The 18,647-nt window shown below is 65.9% G+C and carries 15 protein-coding genes; 5 read left to right on the plus strand and 10 right to left on the minus strand.

What is annotated here, in order from left to right; all coding sequences use genetic code 11:
- Positions 1-80: 80 nt before the first annotated feature.
- The 3 genes from ACUJB0_RS00265 to ACUJB0_RS00275 all read left to right on the plus strand — a co-directional run bounded on the left by ACUJB0_RS00265 (position 81) and on the right by ACUJB0_RS00275 (position 4,066).
- On the plus strand, positions 81-812 hold the full coding sequence (locus ACUJB0_RS00265; RefSeq protein WP_444843440.1) for an SDR family NAD(P)-dependent oxidoreductase: 732 nt from the start codon (positions 81-83) through the stop codon (positions 810-812).
- Between the two features lie 11 nt (positions 813-823).
- Complete coding sequence (locus tag ACUJB0_RS00270) at positions 824-1,036, plus strand: 2-hydroxymuconate tautomerase family protein (protein ID WP_444843441.1); 213 nt, start codon at positions 824-826, stop codon at positions 1,034-1,036.
- 228 nt (positions 1,037-1,264) lie between these two features.
- Complete coding sequence (locus tag ACUJB0_RS00275; RefSeq protein WP_444843442.1) at positions 1,265-4,066, plus strand: eCIS core domain-containing protein; 2,802 nt, start codon at positions 1,265-1,267, stop codon at positions 4,064-4,066.
- A gap of 7 nt (positions 4,067-4,073) precedes the next feature.
- Here the strand turns inward: ACUJB0_RS00275 and ACUJB0_RS00280 are convergent, their stop codons facing one another.
- Together ACUJB0_RS00280 and ACUJB0_RS00285 are read right to left on the minus strand one after the other, a co-directional pair.
- Positions 4,074-4,739 carry a Crp/Fnr family transcriptional regulator gene (locus ACUJB0_RS00280; RefSeq protein WP_444843443.1) on the minus strand — a complete coding sequence of 222 codons (666 nt, stop codon included), beginning with the start codon at positions 4,737-4,739 and terminating at the stop codon, positions 4,074-4,076.
- Positions 4,736-5,455 carry a helix-turn-helix domain-containing protein gene (locus tag ACUJB0_RS00285; RefSeq protein ID WP_444843444.1) on the minus strand — a complete coding sequence of 240 codons (720 nt, stop codon included), beginning with the start codon at positions 5,453-5,455 and terminating at the stop codon, positions 4,736-4,738. Before ACUJB0_RS00285 ends, ACUJB0_RS00280 begins: the two co-directional genes overlap by 4 nt.
- Before the next feature lie 139 nt (positions 5,456-5,594).
- On the opposite strand from ACUJB0_RS00285, the gene ACUJB0_RS00290 reads away from it, so the two are divergent.
- Positions 5,595-7,328, plus strand: coding sequence for a putative bifunctional diguanylate cyclase/phosphodiesterase (locus ACUJB0_RS00290; RefSeq protein WP_444843445.1), 1,734 nt, complete (start codon positions 5,595-5,597; stop codon positions 7,326-7,328).
- Here ACUJB0_RS00290 and ACUJB0_RS00295 read toward each other — a convergent pair.
- From ACUJB0_RS00295 to ACUJB0_RS00310, 4 genes are all read right to left on the minus strand, one after another.
- Positions 7,318-8,481 carry an esterase-like activity of phytase family protein gene (locus ACUJB0_RS00295; RefSeq protein ID WP_444843446.1) on the minus strand — a complete coding sequence of 388 codons (1,164 nt, stop codon included), beginning with the start codon at positions 8,479-8,481 and terminating at the stop codon, positions 7,318-7,320. The genes ACUJB0_RS00290 and ACUJB0_RS00295 overlap by 11 nt on opposite strands.
- 35 nt (positions 8,482-8,516) lie before the next feature.
- Positions 8,517-9,698 (minus strand): NO-inducible flavohemoprotein, encoded by a 1,182-nt coding sequence (gene hmpA, locus ACUJB0_RS00300; RefSeq protein ID WP_444844217.1) that lies wholly within the window; start codon positions 9,696-9,698, stop codon positions 8,517-8,519.
- A gap of 105 nt (positions 9,699-9,803) precedes the next feature.
- Positions 9,804-12,074 (minus strand): TonB-dependent receptor, encoded by a 2,271-nt coding sequence (locus ACUJB0_RS00305; RefSeq protein WP_444843447.1) that lies wholly within the window; start codon positions 12,072-12,074, stop codon positions 9,804-9,806.
- A gap of 73 nt (positions 12,075-12,147) precedes the next feature.
- Positions 12,148-12,525, minus strand: a complete 378-nt coding sequence (locus ACUJB0_RS00310; protein WP_444843448.1) for a DUF2946 domain-containing protein — start codon at positions 12,523-12,525, stop codon at positions 12,148-12,150.
- 77 nt (positions 12,526-12,602) lie between these two features.
- Here ACUJB0_RS00310 and ACUJB0_RS00315 point away from each other — a divergent pair, with 77 nt between their 5' ends.
- On the plus strand, positions 12,603-14,672 hold the full coding sequence (locus ACUJB0_RS00315) for a TonB-dependent receptor family protein (RefSeq protein WP_444844218.1): 2,070 nt from the start codon (positions 12,603-12,605) through the stop codon (positions 14,670-14,672).
- A 7-nt stretch (positions 14,673-14,679) separates the two neighbouring features.
- Here ACUJB0_RS00315 and ACUJB0_RS00320 read toward each other — a convergent pair whose 3' ends face one another.
- From ACUJB0_RS00320 to ACUJB0_RS00335, 4 genes are all read right to left on the minus strand, one after another.
- Positions 14,680-14,907, minus strand: coding sequence for a hypothetical protein (locus ACUJB0_RS00320; protein WP_444843449.1), 228 nt, complete (start codon positions 14,905-14,907; stop codon positions 14,680-14,682).
- Between the two features lie 156 nt (positions 14,908-15,063).
- Entirely contained in the window at positions 15,064-15,516 is a 453-nt protein-coding gene (locus ACUJB0_RS00325; protein ID WP_444843450.1) for a DUF29 domain-containing protein, read from the minus strand.
- Between the two features lie 57 nt (positions 15,517-15,573).
- Positions 15,574-17,946, minus strand: coding sequence for a hypothetical protein (locus tag ACUJB0_RS00330; RefSeq protein ID WP_444843451.1), 2,373 nt, complete (start codon positions 17,944-17,946; stop codon positions 15,574-15,576).
- Positions 17,943-18,635, minus strand: a complete 693-nt coding sequence (locus ACUJB0_RS00335; RefSeq protein ID WP_444843452.1) for a hypothetical protein — start codon at positions 18,633-18,635, stop codon at positions 17,943-17,945. The genes ACUJB0_RS00330 and ACUJB0_RS00335 overlap by 4 nt, the downstream gene beginning before the upstream one ends.
- Positions 18,636-18,647: the final 12 nt, after the last annotated feature.

Consider the following 18,647-nt stretch of genomic DNA (forward strand, 5'->3'; position numbering starts at 1 on the left):
TATCAACGCAGGAGTCATAAGTATAGTGATCTGCATGGCGTCGTTGAACGCCCCAACCCAGAACCTGAAGGATTACCACCATGAAAACAGTCATCGTCACCGGCGCATCGAGCGGTATCGGCTTCGCCATCGCGGAGGCTTACCTGAAACGCGGCTACAACGTGGTCGGCAACGCCCGCTCGCTGGACCGCCTGCAAACGGCCGCCGCGCAATGGGGCAATCCGGCCAACTTCCTGCCTGTGGCTGGCGATATCGCCGATCCAGCCACCGCCGCCAACCTGTTCGCCCGCGCGGTCGAGGCCTTCGGCAAGGTGGATGTGTTGATCAATAACGCCGGCATCTTCATCGCCAAGCCGGTCGCCGACTACACGCAGGAAGAGGTGAAGTCCATCGTCGATACCAACCTGTTGGGATTTTTCTACCCGTCGCAGGAAGCGGCGCGGCACATGAGCGCCAACCGCTCCGGCCATATCGTCACCATCACGGCCAGCATCGCGATGCAGCCGACCACCAAGGTGCCTGCGCTGCTGCCGATCCTTATCAAGGGCGGCCTGAACAGCGCGACGCGCGGCTTGGCGCTGGAGCTGGCCGGCTCCAACGTCAAGGTCAACGCGGTGGCGCCCGGCGTGATCGATACGCCGATGCACGGCAAGGACGAGGGCACCCGAAACTTCCTGAAGGCGCTGTCGCCGAGCGGCGAAATGGGCGGCGTGCGGGATGTGGTGGAGGCGGTGCTGTACCTGACCGAATCGGGCTTCACCAGCGGCGCCGTGCTGCCGGTCGATGGCGGCGCCACCGCCGGCACCTGGTAAGGAGCCGCGCCATGCCCTACGTGAATATCCGCGTGACCAATGAAGGCGTGACGGCGGCCCAGAAGCTGGAGCTGATCGAAGGCGTCACCGACTTGCTCAGCCGCGTGTTGAGCAAGGATCCTGCCACCACCTTTGTGATCATCGACGAGGTCGAAACCGACAACTGGGGCCTGAACCGCGAGAGCATCACCATGCGCAGGCGACGCCCCAAGTCGGCGGTGTGAGCGGACCTTGATTCCGCTCACGCGGAGTGGATTTTCGAGAGATTGTGGCGCCTAAAACGAGTCCAAAATGGACCCGCCACCTTCGACGAAAGGTCCACGATGCAAGCCTCCGTTTCCCCCGCAACCAAGGGCGCCGCTCCGGCTTCAAGCCGTGGCGTGCTTCAGCGTAAATGTTCGTGCGAAGCATCTGGCACCAGCTGCGCGCGCTGCGAGGGATCGCGCCCTCCAATGCAGCGCAAGCCCAGCGGCCCGCCTGCCGGCCCGGGTGTGCCGGCGGCGGTCGACCGCGTGCTGGCCTCGCCGGGCCGGGCGCTCGACCCGTCCAGCCGGGCGACGATGGAGCGCGGCTTCGGGCGCGACTTTTCCCACGTCCGCATCCACAGCGGCGAGGCGGCGGCCGAGTCGGCGCGCGCGGTGCAGGCGCATGCGTACACGGTGGGCGACCATATCGTGCTTGGCGATGGCGCCGGTTCCTTGCATGGCGGCAGCGGCCGCGATCTGCTGGCGCACGAGTTGGCGCATGTGGTGCAACAATCGGGCGGCGGAAGTGGCGACCATCCGTCTGCGCTGGAGCAGGAGGCGGACCGTGCCGCGCAAGCGATCGGCGGCGGCGTGCCGTTCGAGGTGCGGGGCAGCGCCGCGCCGTCCGTGCAACGCAAGGCCGACGACTCGACCACCGAATTTCTGAAGCAGAAGGCCATCGAAGGCGCGTTGTCCGCCCTTGGCCTGAATTCCACGGCCTTTAAGTTGGTGGGCGCCGGCATCGGCGGCGCCATCGAGGGTTTCCGCACGCAATGGACCGACGGTGGTACCGGCCAACGCCTGGGCAAGCATCTGTCGGAGTTTTCCCTGAAAGATGTGCCGGCGTTGTTGAGCGGCTACGTCCAAGGCGTGATCCAGGGCGTGGTCAGTCCGATTACCGACCTGTTCTCCTTGTTTGTGCTGATGGAGCAGGGCCGCGATTTTGCCGCCAAGCTGGCCGAGAGTGCGCTGTTTGGCAAGAGCGGCCAGCAGGCCGAGCTGGACGCGATCCTGCAATCGATAGCCGAGCTTGTCGCGCCGATGCGGGACGTGGTGAAGGAAATGAAGAGCCATCCGCTGGCCACGCTGAAGTCGCTGCTGGAGTTCGCCTCGTCGCAAGGCTCGATGATGGCCAAGATGGAGGACATGGCCACCAAGGCCGGCCTGAGCGGCGGCAAGGCCATCGCCCTGTCGCTGGAGGAGCCTTGGGAGAAAAAGGAGAAGAAGGAAGAACCCAAATTCAGCATCTGGAAGCAGCCTGCGCAGTGGGCCAACCAGAAGCTGGAGCAGGCGGGCGAGGCTTTGCTGTCGGGACCCTGGGGGCGTGTCGGCAACAAAGCGGGCTATGCGCTCGGCTTCGCGGTGGTGCAGATCGTGCTGCTGGTGTTCTCGGATGGTATCGGTAATTTCATCGCGTCCATCGGCCGTGGCATGAGTACCATCGCCAAGGCTGGTAGCTTCCTTGGCAAGACGCTGGAGGGCGTGGGCAAGTTTGTGCAGGCGGCCGGCGCCGGCATCCGCGCGGTCGAGGAAGCGGTGGCGGCGGTGATTGGCTTCCTTTCCAAGCCGCTTCTGCCGGTGCTGGAACCGTTGATGAAACCGTTCAGCAAGGTCATGGACCGGTTGTCGAAGTTCCTGCGCAAATTGTTTGGCGTGGCGGAGAAGGAGTCCGCCCATCTGGCCGCCACCGCTGTCGCCAAGACCGAAGGCGCGCTGGCCCATGCGCCCGCGCCGCCGCACGCGCCTGCGGCCGCACCGGCGTCGCCACACGGGCCTGGCACCGCGCCCAAGCCGGCGTCGCACGCGGCAGATGTCCATGCCGGAAAAGCCGCGCCGCCACCCGATGCCGGCGCGGCCAAGGCGGCCCACGTGGACGCGGCTCCTGCGCCCAAGCCGCATGCGGATACGCCGCCAGCCGCCACGCCGCATGCGGACGCGCCGCCAGCCGCCAAGCCCAAGACGGCCGACAAGCCACATGCCGACGCCGATGCCGCCGTCCAGCCCAAGCCCGGCCCCGCCGACGGCCGCGGCAAGATCATGGCCGACGAGCCGGTGGACGGCCACCACCTGCGGGTGCGCGAAGGCGGTGAGATCGAGCTGTGCAGCCCGGAGCCATGCCCGCTGCTGGAGCACATCTACGGCGACATCATCGGCGGCAGCGTACCGATGAAGGCCGAGATGAAGGCGATCCAGGCGCTGCGCAAGTCCAACCCCAAGCTGGCGGCCAAGCGCACGGCCGCGCTGAAGAAACAGCTCGACGCCATCGCCAGCAAGCACGCGCCGGACCCGAAGGCGCTGGACAAGGAGTACGAAGGGTTCATGGACTGGGTCCGGGAGGAAGGCGGCGATCCATCCAAAATGGTGAAGCGCCGTCCCGGCAAGACCTCTGGCTCGACCGCGCCGGCCGGCGATCCGCTGGCGCAGGACCTCGGCTTCGACATCGACGAGATCAAGCCGGTGGGCGGCAAGTTCGACTTGCAAGGCAAGCCGGTGCCGTTCGACGAGCGCATGAAGGCCGCCACCGCGCTGGAGAACCGCGAGATCAAGGACTCGCTGACCAACCAGCGTACCAAGGGCGTGCGCCGCGACCCGCGTGACGCGGCGCGCCTGGCGCAGGAGCCGAAGGTGGTGTCGCTGAAGCCCGGTTCCGGCGGCAAAAAAGCCTCCGGCAACGAACACCTGGCGTTCTTCGACCGGCGCCTGGACGAGATCGAAGAGTTCCGCGTGGTGCACGACAAGGTGCTGCGCAAGGTGCAGCAGGAGCCAGGCTTGACACCGGGCGAAGTGAAGGAGAGGCTGAACGCCGGCATACGGGAAGAGTTCAAGCACCCGACCACGCCGGAGGGCGAGATCATCGCCGGCGCCATCGAGCGCGGCGGCTTCGGCTACGTGGAAGTGACCGCGCCGAACGGCAAGAAAATGACGGTGCTGCGCGCATTGACCGAGCAGGAGCTGACCAGCCGTGGCTACGTGTTCAGCAAGCAGGGCGGCTGGATCAAGGCCAAGTGAAGCGCATTCACTCTCCTTGCGCGGTGATGGCCAGCGGCGCGCCCTCGGCCAGTTGCTCCAGCGCCGCCCGGCACTGCACCACGAAGCCGCGCTGGCCCAGCGATATCCAGCCGTTGCGTTTCAGCGCGCTGAGCGTGCGGCTGACCGTGGCCGGCGTCAGGCCCAGATAGTCGCTGATGTCCTGGCGCGACATCGGCAGCGGCGAGTGCATCTCCTGCGACGGCGCTTGCGGCGCCGGCCCCGCGCGCTGCAGCAGGAACATCACGATGCGCTGGCAGGCGCCGGCGCTGCGCAGGATGGCGGCGGCCAGTTGCTGACGGTCGATCTCGCGGCTCAGCATCGCGCTGAACAAGTCGCAGCTGTACGGTTCCTCGTCCATCAATTCGGCCAGGTGGCGGTACTCCACCACATCGACCTGGCAATCGGTCAGCGCCACCGCGGACGCGTGCCGGTATTGCTCACCGATGGTGTCGACGCCCAGCCAGTCGCCGGGGCGCGCGAACTCGATGATGCGCTGCATGCCGTCGTCGCAGGTCTGGTACAGCTTCAGGTGGCCGCTCCGCACGAAGTGCAGCGCGCCGCCGACTTCCTCTCCCTGGCGGAACAACTGCTCGCCGCGTCCCAGCGTCAGCTGGCTGCCAAGCGCCCACTGGGTCAGTTCCAACGATGTCATGGCGTCACCAGCCCTGGCGATGCCGCATGGCCGAGCGCCATGTGGTGCAGCGCGTCCATGTCGAGCAGCTTGATATCGCGCCGGCGCAGTTCGAACAAGGCGCGCTTCTTGAACAGCAGGAGCAGACGGCTGACGCATTCGGCGGTCACGCCCAGGTAGCTGGCGATATCGCAGCGCGACATCGGCAGGCGGAATTGTTCAGGCACGTGGCCGTAATCGGCGCGGCGCTGCGACAGCGACAGCAGCAGGTCGGCCATGCGCTGCTCGGCGTGGGTGTTGCGCAGCATGAGGGCGGCGCGTTGTTCGCGGCGGATCTCGCGGCTCAGCAAGGCGTGCAGGCTGGCGCGCATCACCGGGCGGCGGCGTCCCTCGAAGGCGTGGCGGTTCCAGTTGATGCTGCACACCTCACTGTCCTCCAGTGCGATGACGGTGTTGGCGTGTGCGCGCCGGTCCAGCGCATCCAGGCCGAGGAAGTCCGGCGCCAGCGCGAAACCGATGATTTGTTCCGGTCCCTTGGTGGCGGCCCGCAGCACCTTGAAGCTGCCGGAGCGGATATTGAAGATATGGTCGCTGACCGCGTCGCCCGCGTGATAGAGGGCGGCGTGGCGCTCGATGCGGATGCGTTGGCTGGCATCGCGGTTGCCCGCCGCCGCGCCCACGCACATCATCCGGTGTTCACATTCGCTGCAGTTGTTGCGCTCGATTGAGGTGCTCATGTTTTCCTACTTCTACTTTTTTGTACGATGAGATCATGGTAGAGATGTGTAACTGGCGTTTCCTTGATCCAGATCAATTAATTTCTTGATTAGGATCAGTAACCTTCCCTTACTTGATGGATAGCACCAAAGGCACTACATGACTCTTACCTCGAGCGCGCGCGCACCGGCGCAGATCGCCGCTCCCGATACCGATGCGGCGTTGCGCCTCGCCGCGACCGTGTTCGAAGCCGCGCAGGGCATGATGGTGACCGACGCGCGTGGCCGCATCATGCGGGTCAACCAGGCCTTCGTGCGCATCACCGGCTACAGCGCGGAGGAGGTGCTGGGGCAGACGCCGAACCTGCTGAGCTCCGGCCGGCACGTGCCCGGCTTCTATGCGTCGATGTGGGCCGCCATCGTCCGCGATGGAAAATGGGAGGGCGAGATTTGGAACCGCCGCAAGAACGGCGAGGTCTATCCCGAACACCTGAGCATCACCGCCGTGTACGACGAGGATGGCAAGATCACCAACTATGTCGCTTCGCTAACCGACATCACTCTGAGCAAAGCGGCCAACGATGAAATCCGCAGCCTGGCCTTCTACGATCCGCTGACGCAGCTGCCGAACCGCCGGCTGCTGCTGGACCGCTTGCGGCAGGTGCTATCGGCCAGCAATCACCACGACCGCTATTGCGCGCTGATGTTCATCGACCTGGATAACTTCAAGACCCTGAACGACACGCTGGGCCACAACGTCGGCGACCAGCTGCTGTTGCAGGTGGCCGAGCGCCTGCAATCGAGCCTGCGCAAGGGCGACACCGTCGCGCGCCTGGGCGGCGACGAGTTCGTGGTGCTGGTGGAGGGCCTGAGCAGCGGCGCGGAGGAGGCGGCCGGCGAGATCGAATCGCTCGGCGCCAAGATACTGGCGGCGTTGAACCGCCCCTACGAACTGGGAAACCACAACTGCCGCAGCACGCCGAGCATTGGTGCGACCTTGTTCCACAAAGGCCAGCCGCCGGAGCCGGATGAGCTGCTGATGCAGGCCGATATCGCGATGTACCAGGCCAAGCAGGCCGGCCGCAACGGCATGCGCTTCTTCGACCGGCAGATGCAGGACCGCATCAGCGAGCGCGCGAAATTGGAGAACGATTTGCGGCACGCGATGGAGCGGCATCAGTTCGCGCTGCACTACCAGGTGCAGATGGACGCGCACGGCAAGGCGCACGGCGCGGAGGCGCTGCTGCGCTGGCGGCGCGCGGATGGTTCATGGGTGCCTCCCGCAAGCTTCATTCCGCTGGCCGAGGAAACCGGCCTGATACTGTCGATAGGCCACTGGGTGCTGAACGCCGCCTGCGCGCAGATCAAGGAATGGCAGTCGGTGCCCGGGATGGAGCAGCTGATCCTGGCGATCAACGTCAGCGCGCAGCAGTTCCGGCAGCCCGATTTCGGCGATGTGGTGCGCGCTGCGGTGGAGCGCCACGGCATCGATCCGCGCTTGCTGAAGCTGGAGCTGACCGAGGGCGTACTGCTGGAGAAGATCGAGGAAACCATCTCCTGCATGCACGCGCTGCGGGGGATCGGCGTGCGTTTCGCGCTGGACGATTTCGGCACCGGCTACTCGTCGCTGCAGTACCTGAAGCGCCTGCCGCTGAACCAGCTGAAGATCGACCAGTCATTCGTGCGCGACCTGGCCAGCGACAGCAGCGACCAGGTGATTGTGCGGACCATCATCGCGATGGCGCGCAGCCTGCAGCTGGACGTGATCGCCGAGGGCGTGGAGACGGAAGCGCAGCGGGTGCTGCTGGAGGAACTGGGTTGCCGCCAGTACCAGGGCTACCTGTACAGCCGCCCGGTGCCGGAGCCGCAGCTGCGGGCGCTGATCACGGGATGACTTCGAACAGCAGCAGCTGCGTGACCTGGTTCTTGCCGAAGTTATCGTCGGAGATCAGCACCAGGCTGGCGTGGCCGTTGGCCAGCGTCGGGCCGAAGGACATGCCTTCCAGGTTGTCCACGATCGGCAGCTTGAGCTGGTTCACGTCGAGCACCAGCCGCTTGCGCACCGGCTGATAGCTGGCGCCCCGCAGCGACGGCAGCTGCCGGATGTCCGATGCGCCGTCCGTGTCGATTTCGAACACGCGCACATAATCCTTGTATTTGCCGTCCGCGCCCTGCACGCCGGAGCGCTCCATCGCCAGCAGGCGCGTGTCGCTCAAGGCCACGATTTCCGAAATGCCGTTGTCGGCGAACTTGCCCTTGCCAGGCGTGGCTGGAATGGCGCCGAGCGGATAGGCGAACTGCCCCAGCACCTTGCCGTCGCGGGCGAAATGGGTAATGCGGTTGACCGCCCCCAGTTCGGGCGTCGGCGCCTCGCCATCCTGGTAGAGCGGGCCTTCCATCGACACCCACAACGTGCCGCCATCCGGCGCGAAGCTCAGGCCCTCGAAACTCAGGTTGTTGCGCGGCCCGGTCTTGTGGTCCGTCGAGACGCTGAACAATGCCGGCAACGGCATCGTCGACAGATAGTGGCCATCCCGCGCGGCGTGGCGCACGAAGGGATCGAGGCCCAGGCCGACGTCGCCCTCGCTGGCGTACCAGATGCTGCCGTCGCGCGGATCGACGCGGATGGTCTCCAGGTCCGGCACGACGCCGCCGCGAACCTTGTAGTCTTCCTTGGATGGATAGCTGCTGCCGTCCGGCTGCAGCAGGACCGTCACGCCGGTCAGTTCGACGGACTTGAATGCCTGTGCATCGTAGGCCAGGCGCGCGCTGTAGTAGCGGGCGGGGTTGTTGGCGGAGCGGTCGTCGCTGATGATGACCCATTCGCCGCTGGCGGCGTCATAGTCGATGCCGGAGAGGCCGCCGACCATGGTGTTCTGGAACTGCTGGCGCCAGGGCAGCCGCTGTTCGCCGATGAAGCGCAGGCTTGCTATCGACGTGGGCGGCGCCTTGGTCGCGGTCAGCGGGGCGCAGGCGGCCAGGATGAAAGTGCAGGCGATGATCGATGCGGCCTGGCGCCACATCGGGAAGAAAATATTCTTGTTCATCGCCGCAGTATAACGCGGCCGGCGCGCCTGGACGATCAGGCCAGTGCTTCGGCGGGGCCAAAGAACTCGTAGTAGGTCTGCGATTGTGGCACGCCCAGTTCCTGCAGGTGCGACTTGATCGCCTTCATGAACGGCGTCGGGCCGAGGAAGTAGGCTTCGACGTCGCGTGTCTCCGGCATCCAGGCGTTCAGGCGCTGCTGGTCGATGTAGCCGGTGGCGTGCGGCTGCGGGCCGCTGTCGTTGGCCGCTTCGTAGCAGTAGAAACGCTGCAGCTGCGGGTGCTGTGCCGCCAGCGCGTCGACTTGGTCGCGGAAGGCGTGCACGTTGGCGTGGCGCGCCGCGTGGATGAAGTGGATGCTGCGGCCGGTGGTCAGCGCTTCCGTCAGCATCGCCAGCGTTGGCGTGATGCCGACGCCACCGCTGATCAGCACCAGCGGCTTGTCGCTGTCGGCCAGTGTGAACTCACCGGCCGGCGGCACCAGTTTCAGGCTGTCGCCAACGCCGACATGGTCGTGCAGGTAGTTGGAGACCGCGCCGCCCGGCTCGCGCTTGACGCTGATGCGGTAGGTGCTGCCGTTGCTGGCGGCGGACAGCGAATACTGGCGGCGCTGTTCTTCGCCGTTCACGTCGACCACCAGGCCGACATACTGGCCCGGCGCATGCGCCACGACCTTGCCGCCGTCCGCCGGCTGTAGGATGAAGGAGGTGACTTCATCGCTTTCCGCCGTCTTCGACACGACCTTGAATTCGCGCGTGCCGCTCCAGCCGCCTTCCGCCGCCGCGTTCTTGTCGTAGATGCTTTGCTCGGCGCCGGCCAGGATGTCGGCCAGCTGTCCGTAGGCCGCGCCCCACGCGGCTATCACCGCGTCGGTGGCGACTTCGGCGCCCAGCACTTCGCGGATCGCCTTCAGCAGCGAGGCGCCCACCATCGGATAGTGCTCGCGCTGGATCTGCAGCGACACGTGTTTGTTGATAATGGTCGATACCAGTGGGCCCAGTTGTTCGAGCCGGTCGATATTTTTCGCGTACATCAGCACCGCGTTGGCGAGCGCGCGCTGCTGGTTGCCGTCCACCTGGTTGGCCTGGTTGAAGAACGGCTTCACCTGCGGGAAGTCGCGGAACAGCGTCATGTAGAAATGACGGGTCAGGGTCTCGCCGCCTTGTTCGAGAATGGGAACGGTGGCGCTGATGATGGCTTTTTGTTCGGTGCTGAGCATTTTGCTGTCCATGTGTGGTTTCGACGTAAAGAAGTATATCACATGAATCTTTAAAGTGTCAGCGCAGGCGCAACCGAAAACCGGCGGCGCCTGCGAGGGACTGGCTTACAGATCGAACTTCAGTTCCGCCACGTAGGTCCGTTGTGGATACGGATGGAAGTTCCAGTACTTGTAGTTGTTGAGGTTATCGATGCCCACCGCCGCGCTCCAACGCTGGTTGATGCGGTAGTGGATGCGCACATCGGTGGTGAAGTATTTGCTCGCGCCCATGTAGGCGAAGCCGTTGGGGTCCGTGTTATCGAGCGTCGAATACTGGCTGCCGCTGTAGCGCGCGGCCAGCGTCAGCGCCAGCTTGTCGTTCGGCGCGTAGGTGGCCATGCCGGTGGCGCGCCATTCCGGAATGCGCGGCTGCCATTTGCCGACGCTGGCCTGGAACTTGTCGTTGCGGTCTATCTTCGAATCGGTCCAGGTGGCGCTGGAGTTCAGCGTCAGGCCGCGGACCCAAACGTCGTCCGCCGTGTAGGCCACTTCCAGGCCCTTGGTGTTGATGCGGTCGACGTTCTGCACGGTGCTGACCACGGAGCCGGCCAACGTATTGGTCTGCGAGTACAGCGCGTCCTGGGTGCGTTCGCCGAAGGCGGTCAGGCGCAGCAGGCCGGCGGCGAGGCGGCGTTCCGCCGTCAGCTCGGTGGTCCACGATTTTTCAGGCTTCAGGTTCGGATCGTTGTTGATCAAATCGCCGGCCGCGTTGATGCCGCCCTGGTAAAGCTCGGACACCGTCGGCATGCGCACCGCGCGGCCCAGCGAGGCTTTCAATACCCAGTCGTCGCTGGCCTGGTACGCCAGCGCGGCTTTCGGCGACACGAAGTTCCCGCTGCGCTCCGGGTGCGCCGCGGTCGTGGCGCGGTTGGAGGTGGCGCCATCGTGCGCGGTCCAGCGCTCGAAGCGCACGCCCAGCACCGTCTTCCACAACGAGGCGAAGCGCCAGCAGTCCTGCGCATACAGGCTGTTGATTTCGGTCTTGCCGGTGAAGGCGGCGTTGCGCTCGCCCGGCGCGCCGTCGATCCAGTTGCTGGCGGCGTTCTCGATGCTGGACAGTTTGTAGGCCTGCCGCTGGTAGCCGAATTCCGTGATGTGCTCCACGTTCGGGCGCCATACGCCCTTGCCGGATAAGGTGTTCCAGCCGGTGCCGCCCTGGTTGACGATGCGTCCCGCACCACCGGACAGCGCGGCCGGCATCGTCACGGTGGCGGCGCGCAGCACGTCCTTGTCGTAGTCGTACAGGCTGGCCGCGATCTCCCAGTCGAACACGCCCTTGGTGTGGGACTTGACGGTCAGGCCGTGCATCACGTGCTGGATGTCTTCGTTCGACAGGTTGAAGTCCGTCGGCGCCAGCGTGTAGCCGCGGCCTTCGATGTTGACGGCGCCGCTGTAGACCGGATTGCCGGCGGCGTCGCGCAGATAGGTTTGCGGACGGCCCTTCGAATCGTTGCGCCACAGGCCGAAGGTGTAGGAGGCGCGCACCGTCGGTGAAATATCGTAGGCCAGCTTGGCCTTGAACTGGTCCTGCACCGTGTGGTACTGCGTGGCCGTGCCGAGGATGAGCCACGGGTTGTTGCCGCGGTCCAGGCCCGCGACCGCGCCGGTGACGGGGATGCCCGCGCTGCCTGGCTTGCCGGCGGACGTTGCCTTGGTCGGGAAGGTCAGCGGCTGGCCGTCGCTGTCGGTGTGGCCCACGTCCACGTACCACGACCAGCCGCCCTGGCGGTCGCCCAGCGAGATGCTGGCTTGCTTGCCCTGGTAGTTGTCGCTGGTGTTATACAGCTTGAACGGCTGGTGGGTCAGCGCCAGCTTGGCGTGGGCCTCGAACTTGGTCGGCATGCGGGTCATGTAGTCGACCACCGCGCCGACCGAGTTGCCGCCGTAGGCCGCGGAGAAGGGGCCGTACAGCACGTCGACACGCTCGACCTGCTCGGGGCTGACCATGCCCCAGCGCGGCGCGAACGAGGCGCCGTTGCCGAGATAGTTGGACAGCAAAATGCCATCGGCGTACACCATCGAGCGGGCGCTGTTGCCGGTGCCGGAGGCGCGGGTGGACAGCACGGCGTGGTTGTAGTCGCCGATGTAGCGCTTGCGCACCAGGAGGCTGGGCAGGTATTTCAGCGCGTCCTCGGCGTCGGTGGCGTTGATGGATTGTTCGATGTCGTGGTGCGTGATGCCCTCGATGGTGGTCGGGATCTGCGACGGCAGCGAGGTCGGACGGTTGCCGACGATGGTCACGGTGCCCAGCATGTGGATGGGCGCTTCCTGGGCGCAGGCGAGGGTGGAGAAGGCGGCAAGCAGCGCCAGCGCCATTGGCGTTATGGTCGTTTTCATGATGTTCCTGATGTGGGGATGTTGGCCGCCTCCGCGGCTTATGGCGGCGGGTGGCGGCGGTTACGGCTGACGATCAGGAACGGGTGGGCGGTCCGCGCGGCTTGGCGGCGGTCCAGCTGTGCAGCGGACGTGGTGCGCTGAAGAACAGCGGCGGGTAATGGTCATGGCCGCCGACGACGGCGAAGCTGGCCGTCACTGGCGGCAGCAACGCGTAGGTGCCGCCGTGCGTGACGCAATACGGGCAATGCTCCATCGCGTGGTCGGCGGCCGGGGTGGGGGATTTCTTGACGGTGTCGGTGGAGCAGATCTCGCCGTAGCCGAACGGCGAGGCCGGGCTCATCGCCCTGGAGATCGACGGCGCGAGCGCGCTGAACAGGACGGCCAGCAAGGCGATCCAGATGTGCAGCGTTCGACGGCGCGCGAAATTGAACATGGGCAAATTATAGCGCATCCAAAAAACCGCGTACTTTCATTTGAGAATGAGAAGTGTTATCATTTGCATTGTTGAAACGCACCTTCTTGTACACCATGCCGCTGACCGCCATTCCATACCAACGATCCCTTATTGCCGTCGCCGTCGCCTTGCTGGCGGTTCCCCTCCATGCGCAGGAAGCCGCCGGGCCGATCGAATCGATCCAGGTCTCCGGCAGCTGGCTCGGCTCGGGCCTGCAGAACAGCGTCAAGAACTTTGCCGGCGCCCGCACCGTGATGAAGAAGGAAGACATCGACAACACCGGCGCCGCCGACATCGGCGACGTGATGCGCCGCATTCCGGGCGTGCAGTCCACCGACAATTCCGGCTCGGCCGGCAGCGCGATCTCGCTCAACATCGGCGTGCGCGGCCTGACCGGGCGCTACTCGCCACGCTCGACCGTGCTGCTGGACGGGATACCGCTGGCGGTCGCGCCGTATGGCCAGCCGCACCTGTCGTTCGCGCCGGTCAGCCTCAACAACATCGAATCGATCGACGTGGTGCGCGGCGGCGGCGCGGTGCGCTACGGCCCGCAGAACGTCGGCGGCATCATCAACTTCCGCAGCCGTTCCATTCCGGATGCGCCGGGCGTGAGTGGCGACGCCTCGTTCCGCTACAACGACTTCGGCCATGGCGGCCAGAACCGCCAGTACAGCGCCTTCGTCGGCACCCAGCAGGACAATGGCCTGGGCGTGGCGGTGCTGTACTCGGGCATGGCCGGCAGCGAATGGCGCGCGGGCAGCAATGAAAAGGTCAACGACCTGGCGCTGAAATTCCGCTACCATCTGACGCCGCACAGCGAATTGAACGCCAAGCTGTCCTACTACGAGGTCAACTCGCGCACGCCGGGCGGGCTGACGGTGGCGCAGTACAACGCCGATCCGTTCCAGAACACGCGGCCGACCGACTTCTGGAGCGGCGACCGCCGCAGCGCGGACATCGGCTACCTGAACACCTTGTCGGCCACGCAGGAGTTCGAGGTCAAGGCCTACTACAGCGACAGCTTCCGTCAAAGCTCGCTGATCAACGCGGCCAAGACCCAGCTGACCTGGCAGCCGCGCAATTACGAGGTGCTGGGCCTGGAGCCGCGCTACACGCAGCGCTTCGCCACCGGCGGGCTGACGCACGACGTCACGGTCGGCTACCGCTTCCTGCGCGAGCGGGGCGACGACAACAACTACGTCCAGACCGTGTCCACCGGCGCCAGGGGCGCGACCTCGACCTTCACCAACAGCACCGACGCGCACGCAGTCTACGTGGACGACCGCATCGCCGTGGGCGCATGGCGCATCACGCCGGGCCTGCGCTACGAGCACATCTCGTCCGAGCGCAACGACCTCAGCGCCAAGTCGGTGTTCGAGAGCGACAACAACAAGGCGCTGCCGTCGCTGAACGTGGCCTATCTGCTGAACCGTTCGCTGACCGTGTTCGCCAACTACACCACCTCGTTCGGCCCGGTGCAGAACACCCAGCTCAATTCGCAGACCCCGGCCAATCCGCTCAAGCCGGAGCTGGCGAAGACCGCCGAACTGGGCGCGCGCTGGAAGACCGGCGCGGCCAGCGCCGAAATCACCGCCTTCAAGCTGAAGTTCGACAACCAGATCCTGCAGGTGCCCGGCACCGTGCCGGCCGTGTTCCGCAACATCGGCGCCACCAATCACGACGGCATCGAAACGGCGGCCGACTACACCTTCGACGACGCCGGCGCGCTGGCCGGCCTGAACGTCTACGCGAACTACACCTACACCAAGGCGATCCAGGATTCGGGCGTATCGTCGGGGATGGATGTGCCGTTCTACTCGCGCAACACGGACACGCTGGGAGCGCGCTACAGCCTTGGCGCATGGACCGCCAACCTGTCGACCACGCATCAAAGCAAGCAGTATTCGGACACCGCCAACACGGTGGCTGAGGCGACCAACGGCAGCAACGGCGTCGTGCCGGGCTTCCGTCTGTGGAACGCGCAATTGACGTGGAAGATGCCGGGCAAGCCGGGCTATGAGGTGATGGCCGGCGTCAACAACATCGCCGACCATCGCTATTACACCCGCAACGTCGACGGCAACGCCGGCCGCATGGTGGGCGCGCCGCGCATGGCCTACGTGCAGCTGCGCGCCAGGTTCTGAGGAGAGGTTAGTGCAGCACCCGCTGCGGGGGCTGCACGCTGAAGCCGGTGTAGTTCAGGAATGGCGCGGCCGACATGGCCTCCGCCTGGTCCAGTTTGCGCTGGACCAGCTTGTGCCAGGCGCCGGCCCACCGGGCCGCCAGCTGGGATTCTTCCGCCGAACGCGCACACAGCGTTCGTTCCACGGCGATTTTCTGTCTGTGCAGGGCGTAGGTGGCAGATATCAGAGTAGTCATGGTGGCGGCGAGACTGGCAAGGGTTAATTAGTATGCGGCCCTATTTTGCCCCGCCCGCCGGGAATTGAATGTGCGCCAGTTCACCCAAGACGATGGGAATCTGGATTTAGATGCCAAAAAGACAGATTGTGTTGCGTTTTTACATCACTACGTCCGCTAGGGCATGAAGTCTTGATCCAGGATCTGTTCGATGGAGTAGGGATTTGCGGCCGGGAAGGCTCCGGGCGGCAGCCCGGTTTCGGCGACGGCCATTCTGACGGCCACATCATAGCTTTCGTAGACATATTCCGGCAATGCGGGGCGCATGCTCGGGCTGTCATCCAACAACTGTGCCAGGCGGGCGCGTTGCTCGATGAGCGTGGCGCGCCACTTGTTTTGCGGATGTTCCGGCTGAAACTGGCATTTGAGCAGGTGCATGATCAACACCCTCAACCGATTTTTCAGCGCTCTGGTTTCTCTCTTTTTCATGCCATGGAGCTCCGCGACCAGGTTGTCCACATCCAGTTCGGAGAACCTGTGATCCAGCAGCAGGTGGATTTGTGCGTCTATCCATAGCGCCAGATCGTCGTCATAGCTCGGGTGATCGCGGGTTTGGAGCAGGGTCTGCATGTCGCACCTCCAGAGTCGTCAGGCTAATCCTATGCCGCTTCCCGCGTTTGATGCCACTCAATAGAAATACGGTGTCTTGCGTGCCCATTCATTGTTCTTGTAGCGCTTGTGCAGCAGGGTGAACGCGCTCTTCGACAGCGTCTTGGCGTCGGCGTCCAGGCAGCCGCCGCGTGTCGACTGCACCGTCACGTACAGCAGCCATGGCAGCTCCGGGTCCGCCGGCACGGCGGTCGCGCGCTGCATGACGTAGTCGCCGATGTAGCCGGTGGCCGTCTTCAGGCCGGCGAGCTGCGCCAGCTCCTGGTTGCGCGCGGCGCTGTTGCCCAGCTCCGGCATCGGCAGCGTGTGTTCGGCGTCGGTGTTCTCGCCGTAGCTGGCGCCGGGCTTGGCGGGCAGCTTGCACCACAAGTCGGCCAGCGTCTCGTCCGGGGCGCGCACCTTGATCTCCGCGGTGGCGCCGCTGTACATCGGCGACAGGCCATACTTCAAGGCGTTCAGCAGCATCCAGTAGCGGTGCTCCGGCGTGCCCGCCAGTTTGCGGTACTTCTCCATGACCGGCGCCAGTGCCGGCGCGGTCTGCTCGATCTGCCGGGCCGCGTTCAACGCCGCGTCGTCCTGTCCCAGCAGGTCGGAGCGCATCCACGCGGCCACGGCGATCTGCGTCCGTATCGGCTTGGACAGATTGGCGTTCGCGGCCAGCGCCGACAGGTCGGCCACCGACAGGCCGCTGTTCAGCCATCGCGTGCCGTCCGCCGCGATGTCCACGCGGACCTTGTCGGCGCCGCCGTCCTCTCTGGCCTTGGCCTGCTCGCCGGTGTCGGGATCGAGATCGCGGCTGGCCGTGCGCAGCAGATAGTTGGCGGCGTCCGCCGGCGACAACGCCACCGCGAAGCGCTCCTGCAGGAACTGGTTGCGCGCGCTGCTCGAATTGCTGGCCGCCAGCGCGGGGCCTGTCAACGCCGCATCGCCCACGGCGCGCGCCTTGTCGGCCTGGCTGCTCAAGCGGTAGTGGCGGGCCAGCGCGTGGCGCATGGTCAGGTATTCGGGCGTGCCGGACGCCACCTGCTGCGCGGCCTTTTCCAGTTCCGGCGTCAGCTTCTCGGACAGCATGACGGCGGCCAGCAGCCACACGCGCGCCTGCGCCTTGTTGCCTTCCTTGGCGTAGCGGTTCCACAGGTCGACCGCGTGCGCGCGCTCCACCGCGCAGCTGCGCTTGGCGTTGTATTCCTCGCATTGCTGGAGGGTCTGCAGCCAGTCGATGAAACCGGCGCTGGCGCGCAGGGCGGGGCGGTTGTCGGGTTGGTCGGCACCGGGCGGCTGCAGCAGGTCGTTGGCCAGCACGCGCCAGTCGCCCAGGTGATCGTCCTGGTACGGATTGGCGCGCGGATCGTCCAGCAGCTTGCTCAGCTCCGCGAAGCGCAGCGTTGGCGTGAGTCGCACCTGCATGCTGCGCACGATGGCGCGGGTGGCCTCATGCAGCGACGCCAGCTCAGGATTGGCGAGGATATGATCGGCGCTGGCCTGTATCGCCGCCAGCTTCTTCTGCGCCGCCGCCAGGCGTGCCGCCGCGGCGGCCGGACTTTCGCGCTTGGCGTCGAGCCGCTCCTGCCACGCCGCCTGGTCGGCGTTCGGGCCCGGGACATACGTGGCGGCGCGCGCTTGCGAGCGCAGGCTCAGATACTCGCCCCACTGGCGCAGCGGGTGCTTGTCGGTGGCACCGATCTTGGCGTACAGGCTGGTGCTCAAGGCGTAGTTCTCGCCATAGAAGGCGGCGGAGGCCAGCTGATATTGCTGCACCTGGCGCCAGTACAGCGCTTCCGTTGCGGGCAGCTCGGCGGGCGCGGGGATCACGCGTTTGGTTTCATCGAAGCGGTTGCGTGGCGCGTCCACATCGTCGCCGCAGAATTTGAAGACCTGCCGCTGCGTCGCCACCCACGCGTTGAGCCGCGCCGGCGTCGCATCGGGACGGCGCGCCAGGTCGTTCAGCGTGGACGTGGCGAAGGTGTAGCCGCCGAGCGGACAATTCAGGTAGCCATTGGCCATGCTGTCATCGGCCTTGGGCGCGACGGGCGCCTGCTTCAACGCGGCGCCGACGGCGGCCAGCCAGGCGCCATAGACCTTCTTGCCCTCGGTCGCATCGACCCAGCCGCCGTTGCGGCTGCCGATGGCGCGCAGCAGGCCGCCCTGCGGATTGGGCACGGACTTCAAGCCGTCGGCGCCCAGTTGCACGGTGCGCCAGGCGGTGTACAGGTACATGCGGTCGTAGCTGGGCAGCAGCACGCCCAGTTCGCCGGACTGATAGCGGTTCAGCGCGATATCCGGCGCGCTGCGGCTGACGTAGGGATCCCACGGGCCGCCACTGCTGGCGGCGGCGTGGGCGCAGGCCAGCAGCGCCGAGGCGATGACGAGTGGACGAAGAGAGTGGATCATGGCGAGCTCCTTGAAAGCGGCGGCAGGTCCGCACCGTCGCGCTTCCACGCGTAGCGGTCGAACCAGTAGGTTTTGCGATAGCGCGCCGTCACTTGCGGCGCGAAGGGTTCTTGCGGCGAGAAGCCGGCGCTGCCCGCGCGGCAGCTGGCGTGCAGCGTGGCGGGCGATTGTTCGACGATGTCGCGCATGGTGGCGCTGTCCCGGCCCATGCGGAAGAACATCGGCACCACTTCGTCGGCGGCCAGTCCGTCCAGCCAGGCCGGCGAGCGGCACCACCAGGCCAGCGCGGTCACGCTCAATTTGATCTGCGGCGGCAGCGCGCCGCGCAGCTGCCGCACCAGCGAGCGATAGAACTCGCGCTGCGACGGCTTGGCTTCCATGTCCAGCTGCACCCAGCCGGAGGTGCTGTCGGCGGCCGCGTCGAGCAGCGCGTGCACGATGATCGCGCGGCTGGCTTCAATATCCAGTGGCGGATTGACGGTGCTGACTTCGACATGCAGCACCGGCGTGACCCGCGTGGCGGCGGGCATCGCGGGCTGGCGCATGCGCGGACGCGTGCGCACGGCGTCGCCGGTCAGCAGGATATGGCGTTGCAGGACCGCTGCCTCGGTGGTGGACCACGACGGCAGCAGGGCTTCATCCCACAGCCAGGCGACTGCTTGCGCGTGCGCGGCGCAGGGGCAAAGCAACAGGGCGCTGAG

Origin of the sequence: Duganella caerulea, from assembly GCF_040362985.1 — a bacterium.
Classification (GTDB): domain Bacteria; phylum Pseudomonadota; class Gammaproteobacteria; order Burkholderiales; family Burkholderiaceae_D; genus Rugamonas; species Rugamonas vulcania.